20 protein-coding genes are annotated in these 15985 nt (G+C 37.9%); 8 read left to right on the forward strand and 12 right to left on the reverse strand.

What is annotated here, in order from left to right; genetic code table 11:
- Nucleotides 1-5 precede the first annotated feature (5 nt).
- Entirely contained in the window at nt 6-569 is a 564-nt protein-coding gene (locus ACM40_RS08840; protein WP_048502446.1) for a TetR/AcrR family transcriptional regulator, read from the reverse strand.
- Nucleotides 570-767: 198 nt separating this feature from the next.
- On the opposite strand from ACM40_RS08840, the gene ACM40_RS08845 reads away from it, so the two are divergent.
- Together ACM40_RS08845 and ACM40_RS08850 are read left to right on the forward strand one after the other, a co-directional pair.
- A complete protein-coding gene (locus ACM40_RS08845) occupies nt 768-1388 on the forward strand; it encodes a hypothetical protein (protein ID WP_048502872.1) in 621 nt (206 codons plus the stop codon).
- 25 nt (nt 1389-1413) lie between these two features.
- The gene (locus ACM40_RS08850) at nt 1414-2163 is read left to right on the forward strand and encodes a hypothetical protein (RefSeq protein ID WP_131705351.1); all 750 of its coding nucleotides are present in this window, start codon (nt 1414-1416) and stop codon (nt 2161-2163) included.
- On the opposite strand, the gene ACM40_RS08855 is transcribed toward ACM40_RS08850, so the two are convergent.
- Together ACM40_RS08855 and ACM40_RS20825 are read right to left on the reverse strand one after the other, a co-directional pair.
- Entirely contained in the window at nt 2131-2499 is a 369-nt protein-coding gene (locus ACM40_RS08855; RefSeq protein WP_048502448.1) for a hypothetical protein, read from the reverse strand. The two genes, ACM40_RS08850 and ACM40_RS08855, sit on opposite strands and share 33 nt — an antisense overlap.
- Nucleotides 2499-2633: a hypothetical protein gene (locus ACM40_RS20825; RefSeq protein WP_262483713.1), complete on the reverse strand. Its 135-nt coding sequence runs from the start codon at nt 2631-2633 to the stop codon at nt 2499-2501. Before ACM40_RS20825 ends, ACM40_RS08855 begins: the two co-directional genes overlap by 1 nt.
- A gap of 89 nt (nt 2634-2722) precedes the next feature.
- Here ACM40_RS20825 and ACM40_RS08860 point away from each other — a divergent pair, with 89 nt between their 5' ends.
- The 5 genes from ACM40_RS08860 (at nt 2723) to ACM40_RS08880 (ending at nt 6973) form a co-directional block, all read left to right on the forward strand.
- Entirely contained in the window at nt 2723-3391 is a 669-nt protein-coding gene (locus ACM40_RS08860; protein ID WP_048502449.1) for a TetR/AcrR family transcriptional regulator, read from the forward strand.
- Entirely contained in the window at nt 3357-4178 is an 822-nt protein-coding gene (locus tag ACM40_RS08865; protein WP_048502450.1) for a helix-turn-helix domain-containing protein, read from the forward strand. The genes ACM40_RS08860 and ACM40_RS08865 overlap by 35 nt, the downstream gene beginning before the upstream one ends.
- A gap of 75 nt (nt 4179-4253) precedes the next feature.
- Nucleotides 4254-4844: an NAD(P)H-dependent oxidoreductase gene (locus ACM40_RS08870; RefSeq protein WP_048502451.1), complete on the forward strand. Its 591-nt coding sequence runs from the start codon at nt 4254-4256 to the stop codon at nt 4842-4844.
- 453 nt (nt 4845-5297) lie between these two features.
- A complete protein-coding gene (tyrS, locus tag ACM40_RS08875) occupies nt 5298-6497 on the forward strand; it encodes a tyrosine--tRNA ligase (RefSeq protein ID WP_048502452.1) in 1200 nt (399 codons plus the stop codon).
- A gap of 35 nt (nt 6498-6532) precedes the next feature.
- Nucleotides 6533-6973 carry a GNAT family N-acetyltransferase gene (locus ACM40_RS08880; protein WP_048502453.1) on the forward strand — a complete coding sequence of 147 codons (441 nt, stop codon included), beginning with the start codon at nt 6533-6535 and terminating at the stop codon, nt 6971-6973.
- Nucleotides 6974-7099: 126 nt separating this feature from the next.
- Here the strand turns inward: ACM40_RS08880 and ACM40_RS08885 are convergent, their stop codons facing one another.
- The 8 genes from ACM40_RS08885 to panD form a co-directional block, all read right to left on the reverse strand.
- The gene (locus ACM40_RS08885; RefSeq protein WP_048502454.1) at nt 7100-8611 is read right to left on the reverse strand and encodes a helix-hairpin-helix domain-containing protein; all 1512 of its coding nucleotides are present in this window, start codon (nt 8609-8611) and stop codon (nt 7100-7102) included.
- Nucleotides 8612-8613: 2 nt separating this feature from the next.
- A complete protein-coding gene (locus ACM40_RS08890; RefSeq protein ID WP_048502455.1) occupies nt 8614-9840 on the reverse strand; it encodes a PP2C family serine/threonine-protein phosphatase in 1227 nt (408 codons plus the stop codon).
- Nucleotides 9841-9867: 27 nt separating this feature from the next.
- The gene (locus tag ACM40_RS08895; protein ID WP_048502456.1) at nt 9868-10911 is read right to left on the reverse strand and encodes a TerY-C metal binding domain-containing protein; all 1044 of its coding nucleotides are present in this window, start codon (nt 10909-10911) and stop codon (nt 9868-9870) included.
- Nucleotides 10912-10932: 21 nt separating this feature from the next.
- Entirely contained in the window at nt 10933-11571 is a 639-nt protein-coding gene (locus tag ACM40_RS08900; protein ID WP_048502457.1) for a vWA domain-containing protein, read from the reverse strand.
- 80 nt (nt 11572-11651) lie between these two features.
- Nucleotides 11652-12323 carry a TerD family protein gene (locus tag ACM40_RS08905; RefSeq protein WP_048502458.1) on the reverse strand — a complete coding sequence of 224 codons (672 nt, stop codon included), beginning with the start codon at nt 12321-12323 and terminating at the stop codon, nt 11652-11654.
- Between the two features lie 29 nt (nt 12324-12352).
- A complete protein-coding gene (locus tag ACM40_RS08910; RefSeq protein WP_048502459.1) occupies nt 12353-12928 on the reverse strand; it encodes a TerD family protein in 576 nt (191 codons plus the stop codon).
- Nucleotides 12929-13103: 175 nt separating this feature from the next.
- Nucleotides 13104-14132: a lysylphosphatidylglycerol synthase transmembrane domain-containing protein gene (locus ACM40_RS08915; RefSeq protein WP_048502460.1), complete on the reverse strand. Its 1029-nt coding sequence runs from the start codon at nt 14130-14132 to the stop codon at nt 13104-13106.
- A gap of 3 nt (nt 14133-14135) precedes the next feature.
- Complete coding sequence (gene panD / locus ACM40_RS08920) at nt 14136-14486, reverse strand: aspartate 1-decarboxylase (RefSeq protein WP_040998077.1); 351 nt, start codon at nt 14484-14486, stop codon at nt 14136-14138.
- A 398-nt stretch (nt 14487-14884) separates the two neighbouring features.
- Here panD and ACM40_RS08925 point away from each other — a divergent pair, with 398 nt between their 5' ends.
- Nucleotides 14885-15175, forward strand: coding sequence for an HU family DNA-binding protein (locus tag ACM40_RS08925; RefSeq protein ID WP_002976900.1), 291 nt, complete (start codon nt 14885-14887; stop codon nt 15173-15175).
- 161 nt (nt 15176-15336) lie between these two features.
- On the opposite strand, the gene pdxH is transcribed toward ACM40_RS08925, so the two are convergent.
- The gene (gene pdxH / locus ACM40_RS08930) at nt 15337-15978 is read right to left on the reverse strand and encodes a pyridoxamine 5'-phosphate oxidase (RefSeq protein WP_048502461.1); all 642 of its coding nucleotides are present in this window, start codon (nt 15976-15978) and stop codon (nt 15337-15339) included.
- Nucleotides 15979-15985 lie beyond the last annotated feature (7 nt).

Here is a 15985-nt window from a genome sequence, read left to right on the forward strand (position 1 = left end):
AAAAATTAAGACAACAGAGCCTCAATCATTTTTTTTATCTGGTCAAAAGAATCAGTGCTTTTATGAATTGTAGAAGTCACCACCGCGCCTTCTATCAGTAAGAAAATGTTTTCAGTAACGCAATTTGGATCAATATCCTTTTTACTTTCTGCATATTCGTCAACCAGACTTCTGATCAATTCTTTTTGCTTCGTCTTATGGTGTTTTACAAAATCAGAAACTGGCAGATTGCTGTCTCCCAATTCCGAGGTGATTTTAATGAAATGGCAGCCGGCAAATTTTGAAGTTTTCTGCAGTTTTTTACGATAGTCTATCAAAGAAAGCAGCTTTTCTCTTGGGTCAGAAATCTTTGCGGAATGTTCTTCAAATCCTTTGAACCAGGCCAGCTCTTCATTAATGAGGTAAGCCTGCAGAAGATCATTCTTGGATGAGAAATGATTGTACAAAGATCCTATAGCAATATCCGCTTCAGCAATGATCTGGTTAATTCCGGTTGAATTAAAACCCTGTCTGTAGAACAAATCTGAAGCAACCCTTACGATCCTTTCCTGTACTTTTTCTTTTTTCATCTGAAATTATTTTTACAAATGTATGTATAAAATAGATAAGTCTATCTATTTTATAATAAATAATCATCCTAAAGTAAAAGTGCTTAAGTTTCATTAATCATAAAAGATTAAACATCCACTGCATAACATTTTTAATTGTAATCATTACATATTTTGTATCTTTAGTTACCATTTGGAAAAGACATGTGGTATACAAGCATGGCAGAAGAACTTTTTTTCATCAAGACGAATCCTAATATTGCCAAAATCAATTTGTACAATAAACTATGCCGTGATGAGGAAAAAATCATCGGCTTTCTTCAGCCCGATGCCAGAGCAAATCTTGAAATCATTAAAAATAAAGTAAAAGATTCTGTAGAAAGTCTTTCCAAAGAGGAGCTTTCGAGTATTTTCCAATGGCTCAGCAGTGCTTATCCTGCGGACCGGGAAGAGGCTAAAACCCAACTTTTCATCCATGGACTCGATCTTTTTTATGAAATTCCAAAAGAACAACATGTGAAAACTTTTCAGGACATCCTTGCTGATTATGAGAAATATTCTAAGCGGAATCTGGATTTTATGATAGATGCCCAAAACTTCAATCAGTTCCTTATCTACGGTTTGTTTTTTACGGACATTGCCCTCAGAGAAAAAGGTAACGACACCGTACTTTCCCATTATTTAAAAACCGATTATCCTTCTTTATATACTCTTGCTGAAGAGCAATTCCGGGCCAAGGGATCAGATCAATACAATGATTCTGACCTACACCGTTATTTCGGGGAGCTATATGACCTGACTAAGTTTTATAAAGGACCAATCATCAAACTGGATCAGTAAGATTTAAATTTGAAAAAAGAGATTAATGATTCTCCTGCAAAAAATAAATACCAGAATTATCCTAATTTGTTCAGCATTTATGTTGATTTCCTGCAGTAAAGAATATAATCCTAACTTTTTCAATGGCGAATGGATTTCTGATTCACTAACCACCGGGCAAAATGACCACTGGAGGGAATTTTTATATTTTGACAAAGGCCATGTAGCGCGTACTACTATTTGGGGAAAAAAATATTTACTCAATAAAAATCTCAGAATAAAAGGCTTAAAGTTATATGACAGAAATAGGTTATTATTCAATATTGAGGTTATTGACTCTAATAAAATCATTGTAAAAGGTAAAGATTATTATGGAAGCTTTTACAGAGATGATTCCCAATTGTATGATATGAAAACGATTGTATCTTTGATAGAAGAAACCGAATCTAAACGAAAAAAAATAATAGGAAACTGGAAAGCTGTAGACTTCAAAATAATTTCGATATCAAAATATCCAGAGGACAAAATCTACGCAGAATTTCCAGAAAACACAAAGATAGCAGAAGTCCCAACTAATGAAATCAAATCTGTAAATTTTGACTATAATCAATTTTCATTTCATTATAAAGACAGGGTCGTTTCTTTTGGATATACTGCAGAAAAAGATAAAATAGAATTCGGTTCTGGAGATGTTATCTTCTCATTTAATTATCATTTTCAAAACAACCAGCTTATTATTGATTATACAACACACAAAAATATTCTAAATACCATTACTTTTGAAAAGATTAAATAATATAGGCTTAATATAACAAACCCAACCTCCCAGAAGATAAGCGGCAACATCCAGAATATCCCCGGTAAATTTTTCTGATACCATCGGACAAATAACTTCAAACAACAATGAAAGGTAAATAACTGAGCTGAGGAAAAACTTAATATCCGGCTTCCACTGATATTCCAGTACATCATTCATCAGATATTCTATCAGGTAAGCATACATCGGAACTGTAATGAAGTCGGTCAGGTGATTACTGATGACCGGAATAAAAATTCCTTTCTTTCTGAGAAGAATAACAATGAGCCAGATGATAAGTCCCACCATAAACCAATACGGAATTTTATTTTTCATCACATATGAAGTATGGCCATAATGAATCCTATAATGATCTGAAGGATCTTTACCAAGGTTTCCTGTATATCTTTTCCATTTTGGGAATCTTTGTTTCCGGCAGTTTCATAATTGAATATTTTCTTTCCTTCCATCCCATTCGATTTAAGAATACAAATGTATTAAAAATTAGAACATTTGTTCTAATTTTGAAATATAATTTAAACTCTCTTATATTTGAACAATGAAAACAAAGGACAAGATACTTTCAAAAGCAATGGAGCTGTTCAATGAAAAGGGCTACAATAACATTACTACAAGGCACATTGCGGCAGAACTGAATATCAGTGCGGGAAATCTGCACTATCATTTTAAACATTCGGAAGATATTATTAAGATCCTTTTTTCTGAACTGGTCCTTAAAATGGACGATTTACTGAACAATCTGCAGAAAATAGAGAATAAGACCCTCGAAGATCTGTATCATTTTACATTTTCCACCTACGAAGTCTTTTATTCTTTCCGTTTTATATTTATGAATTTCTTTGATATTCTGAAACATATTCCAGCTATAGAATCGCAGTATGAATCTATTAACATCAGCAGAAAAGATGAGTTTCAGGAGATCTTCAAAGGCTTTCAGAAAGACGGCATTTTTATAGAGGATATTCCGGATTTTATACTCAGAGGCCTCACTACACAGATTTTCATCATTGCAGACAACTGGATCATCCACAATAGCCTTGCTTTTAAACTTGAAAAAGACGAAGCAGTAAAGCACTATGCCCTGATACAGATGAACCTGTTCTATCCTTTACTTACCAAAGAACAGCAGAAGTTATACGAAAGAAAATATATCCATAATAATAAACCATTTCATGCAGGAACTACATCCGGATTACCATCAGCTTAAAATCCCTGTTCCTAAGGAATTCGAGAGCATATTCACCTATTTTTATTATGCAGAAAACAGTTCGCTCGTTCCTGTTACAAAAATCATGCTTCCCTCCTATCAGACTATTATGTTGTTTTGTTTTGGGGAAAATGCCTTTATGACGACTCAGGAAAAAAATACCGTGGAGGTAAACCAGTGCATTGTTTTGGGACCGGTACGCCAGACCTTTGATTACACGCTGCCGGCAGGAACTTCTATTCTGGTAGCCAATTTTAAAGATGATGCTTTCTACAGGTTCTTTGGCAAAGCCCTTGCAGCCGGAAACGGCACGCATCCCAACGAACTTCTTCATAATAATTGTTTCACAGAACTCTGGCATCAGATCTCTGTTTTTCCGTCTCCCGAAGAGAAAACCGATCATATTCTCGAGTTTTGCAAACCTTACCTTCAAAATCAGGATGAGACCATCCACCTGCTGAGCCATTTTGAAAATCCCGCATTGAATCCTATCAAAGCAATTGCCAAACAAACCAACCAGAGTGAAAGAACTATTCAGTTGAAACATAAAACAAAACTTGGCTATTCCTCTAAAGAACTTAACCGCTATAACCGTTTTCTCAAGGCAATTGCTATCATTGAAAAAGAACTGGCCCATCAGAAAAAAATTGAATGGTTCAATATTATTGATGAATGCGGCTATTATGACCAGAGCCAGCTTATCCACGATTTTAAACACTTTATCAATCTTTCACCCTCCCAATATGTAAAATTCCAGGATGACATCTGCCGTTCCGGATCGGCATAATGCATTTCGTTTTCTTACAATTTTTGCGAATTGTCTTCCTCTACATTTGTCTCATAAAATTTAAATACAAAAGCAATGAGACATTTAATCATTTATGCACATCCTAACGAAAACAGCTTAAACAGCAGCCTTCTTCAAACCGTAGTTGAAAGCCTTGAAAGAGAAAATCACGAAATAGAAATAAGGGACCTCAACAAAATCGGATTTGATCCCGTCCTTTCATTGGCAGATATGCAGGGCCAGCGTGCCGGAAAGGTTTCAGATGATGTGAAAACAGAACAGGATTTCATTTCCTGGGCAGAATTTATCACATTTATTTACCCGATTTGGTGGACCGGAATGCCAGCCATTATGAAAGGGTATATTGACCGGGTTTTCAGCTATAATTTTGCCTACCGATATGACCAAGGAGTTCAGAAAGGACTTTTAAAAGGCAAAAAAGCAGTAATTATTAACACCCACGGAAAGTCCCATGAGGAATATGAGCGTATGGGAGTGGATAAAGCACTTACCTTAACATCAGACAACGGAATCTTCCTGTACAGCGGTTTTGAAATCATACAGCATTTCTTTTTTGACAGGGCAGACAAAGCTTCCCAGGAAGACCTCAACATCTGGAAAGAGCAGATCAGAAATACCTATTCGCAACCTGTATTCGACCTTTAAACGTGTATGTGAGAGCTGGTCATTTTAATTATACACTGCAAAATATGGGTTTAAAATAGTGCGATTACAACAGTTTTTAATTTTTTGCTTACAGAGATTTATGGCATGAAATTAGCTTCAAAAGCGCTAAGTAAAATTGTTTTGAAAACCTTTATTTTAAACCATTAAGATTAATCAACTGTCGAGAACAGTGAATTTAAATCTCAACTGATATGGAACTTTACAGAAGATCTTAGTGGTTTAAATATTGGATTTATCTTAATTTTTTTCTACATTTACACTATCAATGAAACATTTAAACAGCATATTGCGTCTTCCATTTTTTAATGAGTATTACTCCCCGGCGAACCGTTCGGGAAGACTTTCTATATCTGTAATCTAACAAGAATAACATCCATAATATAGAGCCCGGACAGTATTGTCCGGGCTTTTTTTATTTAAAATCAAAAAAAGATGATCAACACACTAAAAGAAAACACAGCCATCATCCTTCCGGAAAACGGTCTGGAAGAGAAACTGAAACAGGCTGAAAAGGAAAACAGGAAATTAATTATTAAACTGGGATTTGATCCTACAGCCCCGGATTTGCATCTGGGCCATGCTGTAGTGCTCAAAAAACTAAAACAGTTTCAGGATCTGGGCCATCAGGTTGTGATTGTAGTAGGAAGTTTCACCGCAAGAATCGGTGATCCGACAGGGAAAAATAAGGCACGGAAACCTTTAAGTGCCGAAGATGTAAATCATAATGCGCAAACGTACATCAATCAGCTTTCAAAGATTATTGATGTAGAAAAAACTAAAATTGTTTTTAATTCCGATTGGCTGGATAAGCTCAGTTTTACGGAAGTTATTCAGCTGATGTCGAAAATTACCGTCGCCCAGTTGATGCACCGGAAAGATTTCAATAAAAGATTTACCGAAAATACCCCGATCGCAATGCATGAGCTTATTTATCCTATCCTTCAGGGTTTCGACTCTATACAGATGGCATGCGATATTGAAATGGGCGGAACAGACCAGCTTTTCAACTGTACGATGGGAAGGCAGCTTCAGGAAGCCCATCAGATGCCGGCACAGATTGTTATATGCATGCCTCTGCTTAAAGGTCTTGACGGCAAAGAAAAAATGAGCAAATCGCTGAACAATATTATCGGACTTACCGATGAACCGAATGAGATGTTTGGAAAAACCATGTCGATCCCGGACAGTCTTATTGATGAGTTTATCGATCTGGCTTCTGATTTCTCTGATGAGGAGAAAGCAGATTTACAATTAAAACTACAAAATGGTGAAAACCCGATGATCATCAAAAAAATGCTTGCTAAAAATATTGTTGCCCAATACCATGATCAGGCAGCAGCCGGGCTTGCAGAAAGCTTCTTCAACAGTCAGTTTCAAAGCAAAAATTCTGAAGAAAAAGTTTATGAACCCATTTCTTTAAACTCGTTGCCTCATACAGACAACCGGATAATATTGGTGGAACTCTGCAGCAAGCTTAAAACCGACCTCAGTAAATCGGCAATCCGGAGAATGATCCGAAGCGGAGGTATTCAGGTTAATCATATAAAAATAACGGATCCTGATGAAGAGATTGAATTATTTGCACAAACAAAGGTAAAAATCGGAAAAAGAGATTTCTTCGAACTGATATAAATAAAGGTGTTTTTAATATATTTGTTTTTGTGAATATGAACACTACTATCACCTACAGAAAAGCATCAGAAAATGATATAGACTATCTTCTTGATCTGAGAACCCAAACCATGAATCCCCATTATGCTGATTCCGGCCTTCCGACAGACAGGGAATCTACGCTCCAGAGAATTCTTTATCAGTTTGACAAGGCTAATATCATCCTTTTAAACAACGAGCCCGCAGGATTGCTGAAGATCAATAAAGCAGCTGATAAAACGGAAGTACTTCAGCTTCAGATCGATCCTGATCAGCAGGGAAAAGGACTCGGAAGAACTATTTTAACCGATATTCTGAAAGAAGCTTCCACGGAAAGAAAAACCGTATCATTAAGTGTATTAAAAACCAATAAAGCACAACACTTATACGCGGATTTAGGCTTTAAAATCGTCGGTGAAGATGATCATTCCTATTTTATGGAATTCTCTGAAAGATAAATATTTACTTAAGTTATAAAAAAACTGAATATCCTTATCGGGTTATCACTCGTTCGGAGGTATTCCCCTCCCCTGGAGGGGTGGCGAAAATTCAAAGAATTTCTGACGGGGTGGTCAGCCCACATCCTACTGATTAGCCATCGTCACCAATATCAGTCTTCCACCTTCTTCTGCAGACAGCAGTATCTTTTTCCCATCTGTCAGCTCTACCATAGATCCCGTCGGAATTTCTTTCTGTTCAGTAACATCTTTCATAGAAGTTAAGCTCTGATTCACGAACACCCATTTCTCATGATGAAAAGTAAAATAACCTACCGGCATTTTATCCTGCATGGTAAGGTTTTCATTTCTGATCACTTTTCTTGAAACATGCCATTTGAATAAATACTGATTATTATACACCATCAACCTATGGTTTTCAGGTTTCCATACCTCCCCATCGAATTGAAAATACAGATCCAGTACGGGAAGTGTTCCCCGGTGAGGTGTCCCGCAGAAAGGACATTTGGGTTTGTTCCTGTTATCAAATACATACCATTTTTCCGTACATTCCGGCTTGTGACAGGGCTGTATCAAATCGGCGGTCTTCAGCAACGCAGCTTCCCATTCGTTGGCTGTAGGGCGGCGGATAGGATCGTGAAGCCCATCTATAAATGCTTTTTTAAACAACTCGGAAAGATAAGGACCGGCCGCCGTGAACGGAATTTTTTGCGGATCGCCCCAGAAAGTGTCCCATTTTCTCAGATGTTCTGCTTTCACCTGATTGGACGGGTCTGTGGGATGCTCCACGAACAGAGCTTTTTCACCCATAGAAATTATTTCATCTTTTTCGGAATCCAGATCCCAGATTTTTCCTCCCCTCAAAGGATGTCTTCTGAACAGATACATATAAATCAGTACAGCCAGTGCATGAAGGTCAGTTTTCTGATCAGGCAGATGCCTTCCGGGATCCTGCATATTCAGATGCTTGGTCTTTAAAACTTCGGGAGCAATAAAATCTGCTGTTCCGATTACTTCCGGCGGAAATAATTTCGGAACCACCAGGCCGTCTATATCGATGATGCAGGCCGATTTTGTAACCGGATCGATCAGAATATTGTTATAGGAAAGATCCGAATGGGCCAGCCCCATCTGGTGAAGCTTTTTGACTCCCCTGCTGATATTAATTGTGATCTGGAAATAGCTGAGCCAATCCCCGAGTTCGGAATGGTCCAGCCTTAAAGGGTACTGCTGGTTTCTGAACATGGGAGCCGTGAACCATTTCCCTACCTTATCCTGACCCTGGATATTATCTGACCCCACATATCCTTTTGCAAAAAAGAATTTTTGATGGTAAATGGGAACCACAATTCCCGTCAGCTTTCCTTTTTCAACAATATCATACGGCCATCTGAATATTTCGTTCAGAAAATAATCTGCTGAATTTCCGTTTTTAATATTCCCCAGATAGGTGGAAACAATTCTCATAATACGCTCTTTCTGTCCAGTATCCAGAGGGTTCCGGTAAAAAGCAACCACATATTCCCTGTCCGGCGAAAAGTAAACATCTTTCACCCCGCCGCGGATAGGGCTTTCATCCACATATTCATAGGATATGGCTGAGTCAAGAATGGAAGTAACTTTAACGGTCTTTTTCATGTTTAATAGATTATAGCCAGTGTTCTGTCATCATGATTTCCCCGGCTCCAGAAATCGGTCCAGAGGAGAAGCTGCTCATCAATATCTGTGTCATTGATGAAATCTACCTTAGCACGGTCGTCATTACTCCCGCCAAGGTCATTAAAAAACGCTTTCCAGATTTCTATGTCTTCAAGGCGGCTTTCCGTTATGAATTTAGGATCATAAATACCGTCTGTCATCAGTACAAGATAAGAAAAATCGTTCACGCAGGTGACCGCAAACCTTGAGGCTATATCATCATTAAAGATCTCTTTCATGGTAACAAAACGGGTTCCGCCTCCAAATTCACCTACATCCATTCGGTTCAGAAGCTTTACTTGAGAAAAGTCAGGACTAATCAGGCTGATCGGGCAATCTCCAACTCCAAAACTAAGGATTACATACCCAAAATCGAATTTTTTAGTTAATGTAAATACCAGCGTTGTATGAAGATCTTTTATAGAAAAAGAATTTTCTACTGCAGTTTTATCTAAAACATGGTAAACCTGATAAACACCTTCATACAAACGTCGAATAACATTTTCTCCGGCTTCGGGCCGTATTTCTTTTGAGGCATGAAAGGAGTAAATATCTTTAATATTTTTTTCGATATCATTCAAGATATCTTCAGAGCTGAAAAAACTGCTAACTGAACTAACAGCCAGCCTGGAACCTTCCCTTGCCAAAACCGCGGAGCCGGCTCCATCTGCAACAGAAGCAATAAACCAGCCTCCGGGAAGAGCTTTTACTGCAAAATCATCGTCCCTGAATTTTCCTTCGTGGGCATGAGAACGTCCTCTTTTGGAGACAACGGTGATTTTTTTATCTAAAAAATTTCCTTTGCAGGAATCTTCGTCAGGTTTATGATACATATCGGCTGTATCGCTTGGGATATTTTTCCAGAGATCTTTGGGATCAGCATTAATGAACAGATGCACCTTCTTAATCTCTGTACTGCCTTCGTCATGGATATGATAGAATTCAATATCAAGATCGTGAACATTATTAACATAAGGCATTCCCGACAATTTATTATTTTCGAAAGCAAGTCCTGTCTCCTGAAGATTAGCGATATTTCTGATCCTTATATTTGGAAAATCATCCAGCTCAAAACTGAACTCATAAAACTGATTGGAACTGGCATTTTTAAGCACCAGATGAAAATCTTTAAATTCTTCTTTTTCTCTGTAAATAACAGCTTTTTCCATGGTTTGTTTCCTGCGTGATAATCTTCCTTATCCTAATGTTCTGTTAATATCAAATCCTTCACTGGAAAACCCATAATAATCCGAAGTTCCACACCACGGACATTTATTGTAGCCTTCCCCCCGCAGACAGTGGATCCCGCCACATGAACAGGTTGCTAATGCAATTGGGTTGGCACAGTGAGGGCACGAAGTACTTCCCTGAAGCTCTTCCACGGAAATTTTAAGGTTACTTTTAAAGGAAGAAGAGAGCCTGAAATAGGCTTTTTCATCAATTTTATAAGCTCCATCCAGTCTGTAATATCTTGTAGACATTCCCGGTATGCTTGATTCAGAGAATGTTTTTTTAAACTTCATTAAATATAATTTCTCTGTTTCCGAGCATTTCCCGTTCAGAACCACAAAATTATTGTCCGGAAACTTCTGTTCCAGTTCAGGGTTTACTTTTTCCAGGATAAGGGAATCTATTTTGGAAAGATTAATTCCCTCTTTATTGGCTTCGGTAACACTCTGGCTGGTGGTTTTAATGGAATCCGTCACCCATTTGAAAAACTCTTTATAGGAATTTTCATCAGAATTATTAAATAGTAAAACATTGTCAGATAAAGTTCCGAGCAGCTTATAGTTCGTATTTTCGCCAATAGATACAGCTATGGTATTGGACTTTCCGTGGTATTTGTTGTTCCATCTTTCGATAGCTTTTGTAGCATCATCGGTAGGAACACCATCTGTGAAAAGAAAAACAATCGGTTTCCAGTCTCCTTTTCTTTCGTAGGTGGTTTTCACAATATCTCTGTCTATGCAATCCATCACTTTAATCAAACCCTGAGACAGCGACGTACCGCTTCCAATCGGGATCTTTGGCGGATAAAAACTGATGATATCCTGCAACGGTGTAATAACCTCTGCCTCTCCGGCAAAGCCTATAATGGAAATATAGACCGTTTCAAGTGAATACGGATCTTTCTTTAATTCTCTGATGATATTGGCAATACCTTCCTGTACCTGCTCAATAGGTTCTCCCACCATAGATTCGGAGACATCGACTAAAAAATAAATGGGCAGTCTTCTCATGATTTATAAAGACAAAGTGATTTAGATAATAATATTAAGCTCAGAAGGAGGAGGAGGCAACGGAACATTTTCTCCGGTTCCCTGCGATTTTCCACCCATGGTGATGGATGAACTTACCCATTTGAAAAATGAGGAAAGCGTTATCGCATCGGTAGTATCCAGCTTTACCACATGGTCGGTAAGCTCTTTTAAGAACTGTTCATCTGCTTTAGGGCCTGCAGCACAGCCCACAATAGCCCCGAATTCCATTTCTCTGATCATCGGGATCATCTGCCTGTATTTTTGAATATCTGACGGTTTTCCGTCTGTAAATATAAAAAGCAGCGGCCTCCAGTCATCCTTTCCATCGGAGGAACCTCTGATCAGTTCTTTTTTTACCAATTCCGAGACCATTTCCAGGGCTACCCCGGTATGGGTGGGCCCACTGTCGGGACAAGTGATCTCCATAGGATAAAAACCTGCCAGATCAGTCAGCGGAATGATATTTTTAACTTCCCGGTCAAAAGTGATGACACTCAGATGAAGGCTTTCCATCGCTTGGGGATCTGCACGAAGCATGCTTATCAGCCCGTTAAATCCGTTATTGAGTGCCTGGATAGGTTCACCATTCATAGAACCGGAAGTGTCCAGTAAAAAGTATGCTAATAATCTCCTGCTCATGGGTAAGATAATAGTATTTCTGAAGCCGGCAGTGGAAGTTGAAAACTTCCCTGCCGGCCATTAGGTTGGGTAAAATTGGGTTAGTTGCTGTATGCGTACTGCTTCAGGATCTCAATAAAATTATCAGTCTGGTGAGGCTCTCCTAATGCACGGAACTTCCAGTCACCGTTGTGACGGTAGGCTTCGGCAAAAACCATCGCACATTTTCCGTTCATACTTGCATCACCTGAAAGACTGTATTTTGTAATCTCTTTTCCTTTGGCATCTACAGCACGGATAAAGGCATTCTCTATCATCCCGAAATGCTGGTTATTTTGTTTTCCCTGGTAAATAGTCACCAGGAATAGTATTTTCTGATAACTTTGATCAAGCTGGTCAAGCTTTACAATGATCTGTTCATCGTCACCATCTCCGGCTCCGGTTCTGTTATCTCCGGTCAGCCATATATTTCCGCTTGGATGCTGCATAGAATTGAAGAAAACCACATCACCCTGGTAAAGTGCGATCTGTCTTCCGTCGTTGGTTTGTACTGTCCTTCCCAGATTGGCTACTTTTCCGTTTCCATCCAGAAGAAATGCTACCGCATCAAGATCGTATTCCGCTTCTTTACTGAACAGTTTTCCAAAAAAACCGCCCTGTTTTCTGACATCCCATCCTAAACCGATCGTTACTTTTGAAAGGTCATAAACACTTTCTCCGCGGTCATTTTTTCTTAAATCAATGGTTTGACCCTTCTGTAAATTAATTGCCATAGTTATAGTTTTGTGTATTTGAAATATAATTATTTAATGATCTGCCCTTTGTAATATTTCTCAAGGAAGAAAGCAAGGTCTGCCCTGTATCCTATTCCTGAAGCTTCAAATTTCCAGCTTCCGTTTCTTTTGTATAATCTTCCGAATTCCACTCCGGTTTCAATAGAAAAATCTTCATCCAGCTCATATTTTGCAATCTCCTGGCCGGTACTGTTATCTACAATTCTGATGTATGAATTCCTCACCTGTCCGAAATTCTGTTTTCTTCTTTCAAAGTCTTCGATAGTTACTACAAAAAGAATTTCTTCTGCTCTGGGGTCTACTTTTTCAAGATCTACAATAATCGCTTCATCATCGTCGCCATCACTGTTTTTACCGCTAGGATCATCTCCTGTATGGGTTAGTGCACCATCGGGAGACTGCAGGTTATTATAGAAAACAAAACATTCTTCAGTGATTAATTTTCTGTCAGCATCAATCATGATGGCAGAGGCATCCAGGTCGAAATCAAAACCGGTTCCTTCATTCGGGTCCCAGCCCAGTCCTATTGTCATTTTTGTAAGTCCGATTTCTATTTTTTGTCCTTTCTGTAAATTAATTGCCATAGTGTCTTAGTTTATAAATTATTTTTTGTTTAAGATAAATTTGATTTGTGAGCTGACCAAATTTATTGATAAAAAAGTGAATGACATGCGGTAATGTTCTATTTTAATAGGGTTTTAACATAAAAAAAGTCCAATTAAAAAACTGGACCTGTATGATTAAAAGTTATTATTGAACTTAATTTTCAAATTCTTTATCAGCAACTGCTTTCTCTCTTGCTTTTGCCAGCATAGGAATAGAAGTCAAGCCCATCACCAACATAATGGTAATCTGCAGCGGAAGAGAAATGAATGAATAAGTCAGGCCCATCTCGCCACCCAATTCTGCACTTTTCCCCATTGAGATAAACAAGGCCATAAATCCGTATTTCATTGCCAGATTAAATGCACCGATCCCGCCACTCGCAGGAATGATCATTCCGAGGGTACCGACTACAATAATAAAAAAGCCGTCAGCTACAGTAAAATTTGAAGTTTCAGGAAGTGCAAAGCAGACAAGATAAGCTGCAAAATAATAGCATATCCAGATTCCTAATGTGTAAAGGATAAATTTCCCTTTCTCTTTTAATTTAAATATGGTAGTTAACCCCTGGAAAATACCGTCAATAAAATTCACAATTTTCCCTAAAAAAGGAATATCTGCCAATTTTTTTTTGAAAACAAAAAACAAAACAGTTCCCACCGCAAGAACAAGGAGAATCAAGAGGATCTTATTCGGATTAAGGTTAACGCCTGAATTTTCATAAAAGGACAGGATCGCTTCATATTTGAATAAAAGGGTCAGTCCCAAAAATCCAAGCATACAGATAAGGTCTACTACTCTTTCCAGAATGATGGTCCCGAAAGACTGATCCACCGGAACTTTTTCCACACCATATAAAGCGGTAGCTCTTGCTACTTCCCCACTTCTGGGAATGGTAAGATTCATCAGATATCCAAAAGATATGGACCAGAGTGAATTGGAATTGGAAATTTTGTGTCCCATCGGCTCCAGCATTAAGTTCCAGCGCACAGCCCTGAACCAGTAGGCCAGAAGTCCAAAAACGGCAGCAAACAGTACCCAGAGATAATTAGCCTTAGCAAGAGATGCCCTGATTACTTTAAAATCAAGTCCTTTTAATGCAAGCCATAAAAAAAAGCCTGCAAAAGCAAGCGATATTACTATTGTTAGTATTGATTTTATGGGGCTCTTTGATTCTTTCTCCATAAATTAGGTTAGAAGATTTGTTTTTTCATCCGGAAAAACGATTTTCGGCTGGAAGACTTTTGCTTCTTCAGGCGTCATCTGTGCATAGGCAATGATAATAATGATATCATCTTTCTGAACTTTTCTTGCAGCAGGTCCGTTTAAACATACTTCGCCGGATTTTCTTTTTCCTTTGATCACATAGGTATCAAAACGTTCTCCATTATTCACATTGACGATATAGACCCTTTCTCCTACTACCAGACCGGCAGCTTCTATAAGATCTTCGTCAATCGTTATACTCCCAATATAATTAAGGTCAGAGGCTGTAACCCTTACCCTGTGGATTTTAGACTTGAAAACTTCTATTAACATTCTGCAAATTTATTAATAAAAATTAATAAATCGGGTGTTTGAAATCATTTTAAAACTCCCACAGACCCAGCTATTTAATTTTATATTACACAAGTTTTCAAGACATTGTTTATAAAATCAGCAAACATATCGATGAAAATATTAATACTTTACACATAATTCAGGATTTAATAAATACAGGAAATAATATTAATTTTTTGCTAAAGTCAATACTCATAAGCATTTGGCATGATTTTAGTGAGCGGTAACGTAGATTTTACGTGAAAAACGAAATTATCATATTTTAACTGTTTTCAGCAAAAACTAAAAAAATTTTATAACTTTTAATAAAATAATTGCACAATTAGAAAATAGTATTATATTTGCTATAATTACGAACTAACTTAATATTAAAAATTATGAACAAGTCTGAATTAATCGACGCAATCGCAAAAGATGCAGGAATCACTAAAGTTGCAGCTAAAGCTGCTTTAGAATCATTCATTGGTAATGTAACTACTACTCTAAAGAAAAAAGACGGAAAAGTTTCTTTAGTAGGATTCGGTACTTTCTCAGTAGCTGAGAGAGCAGCTAGACAAGGGATCAACCCTGCAACAAAAAAACCAATTAAAATTGCTGCTAAAAAAGTTGCTAAATTCAAGGCAGGAGCTGATTTATCAAATGCAGTTTCTGGTGCTAAGAAAAAATAATCATTCAGATTAGAAAATTCAAGACCGTTTCTCAGGAAACGGTCTTTTTTTGTTTATTATTTTTTGTTTTGGCTAAAGCCTTAGATCTGCTATACATTAAAAGCGGGCTAAAACCCGCTACTATTGATTTAAATTGAAATAAATGTAAAGTAAATTCAGACTTAGGGTGCAAGACGGGAAATTTTCCAGTCCAGATCTTCAAGCTGATAAATAATCCTGTCATGGAGCCGGTTGGGTCTTCCCTGCCAAAATTCTATTTCGTAGGGTTTTGCAATATATCCGCCCCAGTTAGCCGGTCTCGGCACTTCGCTGTTTTCGTATTCTTTTTCCAGTTTTTTTAATCTTTCTTCAAGAAACTCTCTATCAGGAATTGCCTGGCTCTGTGGTGAAACAACGGCCCCTAGCTGACTCCCTTTAGGCCTTGAGTGGAAATAGCCATCGCTGAGGTTTTCAGCAATTCTTTCAAGATTGGCTTTGATGATGATCTGTCTTTCAAGATTCGGCCAGAAAAAATGAAGACAGGCTTTATGATTGCTTTCTATGGCCCTTCCTTTCCTACTGTTGTAGTTCGTGTAAAAAATAAATCCTTCGTAAGTATATTCTTTAAGCAGCACCATTCTTGTCCTCGGGCATCCATCTTCTTCTAAGGTAGAAACGGCCATGGCATTGGCTTCCGAAACGGACGGGTTATTGCTTGCATCCAGAAACCAATCCCTGAACTGCTCAATTGGATTTTGTTTTATCTCACTTTCAATAAGTTGGGATTTCTCATACACTTTTCTTTTGTCGTGCAGGTTTTCCATAAATATT

This window comes from Chryseobacterium sp. BLS98, from assembly GCF_001045445.1.
Lineage (GTDB): Bacteria > Bacteroidota > Bacteroidia > Flavobacteriales > Weeksellaceae > Chryseobacterium.

Bases quoted from the DNA above. Each gene is read 5' to 3' on its own strand.
- ACM40_RS08840 (WP_048502446.1), bottom strand. From the start codon at position 569: ATGAAAAAAGAAAAAGTACAGGAAAGGATCGTAAGGGTTGCTTCAGAT.
- ACM40_RS08845 (WP_048502872.1), top strand. From the start codon at position 768: ATGGCAGAAGAACTTTTTTTCATCAAGACGAATCCTAATATTGCCAAA.
- ACM40_RS08850 (WP_131705351.1), top strand. From the start codon at position 1,414: ATGATTCTCCTGCAAAAAATAAATACCAGAATTATCCTAATTTGTTCA.
- ACM40_RS08855 (WP_048502448.1), bottom strand. From the start codon at position 2,499: ATGAAAAATAAAATTCCGTATTGGTTTATGGTGGGACTTATCATCTGG.
- ACM40_RS20825 (WP_262483713.1), bottom strand. From the start codon at position 2,633: ATGGAAGGAAAGAAAATATTCAATTATGAAACTGCCGGAAACAAAGAT.
- ACM40_RS08860 (WP_048502449.1), top strand. From the start codon at position 2,723: ATGAAAACAAAGGACAAGATACTTTCAAAAGCAATGGAGCTGTTCAAT.
- ACM40_RS08865 (WP_048502450.1), top strand. From the start codon at position 3,357: ATGCAGGAACTACATCCGGATTACCATCAGCTTAAAATCCCTGTTCCT.
- ACM40_RS08870 (WP_048502451.1), top strand. From the start codon at position 4,254: ATGAGACATTTAATCATTTATGCACATCCTAACGAAAACAGCTTAAAC.
- tyrS (WP_048502452.1), top strand. From the start codon at position 5,298: ATGATCAACACACTAAAAGAAAACACAGCCATCATCCTTCCGGAAAAC.
- ACM40_RS08880 (WP_048502453.1), top strand. From the start codon at position 6,533: ATGAACACTACTATCACCTACAGAAAAGCATCAGAAAATGATATAGAC.
- ACM40_RS08885 (WP_048502454.1), bottom strand. From the start codon at position 8,611: ATGAAAAAGACCGTTAAAGTTACTTCCATTCTTGACTCAGCCATATCC.
- ACM40_RS08890 (WP_048502455.1), bottom strand. From the start codon at position 9,840: ATGGAAAAAGCTGTTATTTACAGAGAAAAAGAAGAATTTAAAGATTTT.
- ACM40_RS08895 (WP_048502456.1), bottom strand. From the start codon at position 10,911: ATGAGAAGACTGCCCATTTATTTTTTAGTCGATGTCTCCGAATCTATG.
- ACM40_RS08900 (WP_048502457.1), bottom strand. From the start codon at position 11,571: ATGAGCAGGAGATTATTAGCATACTTTTTACTGGACACTTCCGGTTCT.
- ACM40_RS08905 (WP_048502458.1), bottom strand. From the start codon at position 12,323: ATGGCAATTAATTTACAGAAGGGTCAAACCATTGATTTAAGAAAAAAT.
- ACM40_RS08910 (WP_048502459.1), bottom strand. From the start codon at position 12,928: ATGGCAATTAATTTACAGAAAGGACAAAAAATAGAAATCGGACTTACA.
- ACM40_RS08915 (WP_048502460.1), bottom strand. From the start codon at position 14,132: ATGGAGAAAGAATCAAAGAGCCCCATAAAATCAATACTAACAATAGTA.
- panD (WP_040998077.1), bottom strand. From the start codon at position 14,486: ATGTTAATAGAAGTTTTCAAGTCTAAAATCCACAGGGTAAGGGTTACA.
- ACM40_RS08925 (WP_002976900.1), top strand. From the start codon at position 14,885: ATGAACAAGTCTGAATTAATCGACGCAATCGCAAAAGATGCAGGAATC.
- pdxH (WP_048502461.1), bottom strand. From the start codon at position 15,978: ATGGAAAACCTGCACGACAAAAGAAAAGTGTATGAGAAATCCCAACTT.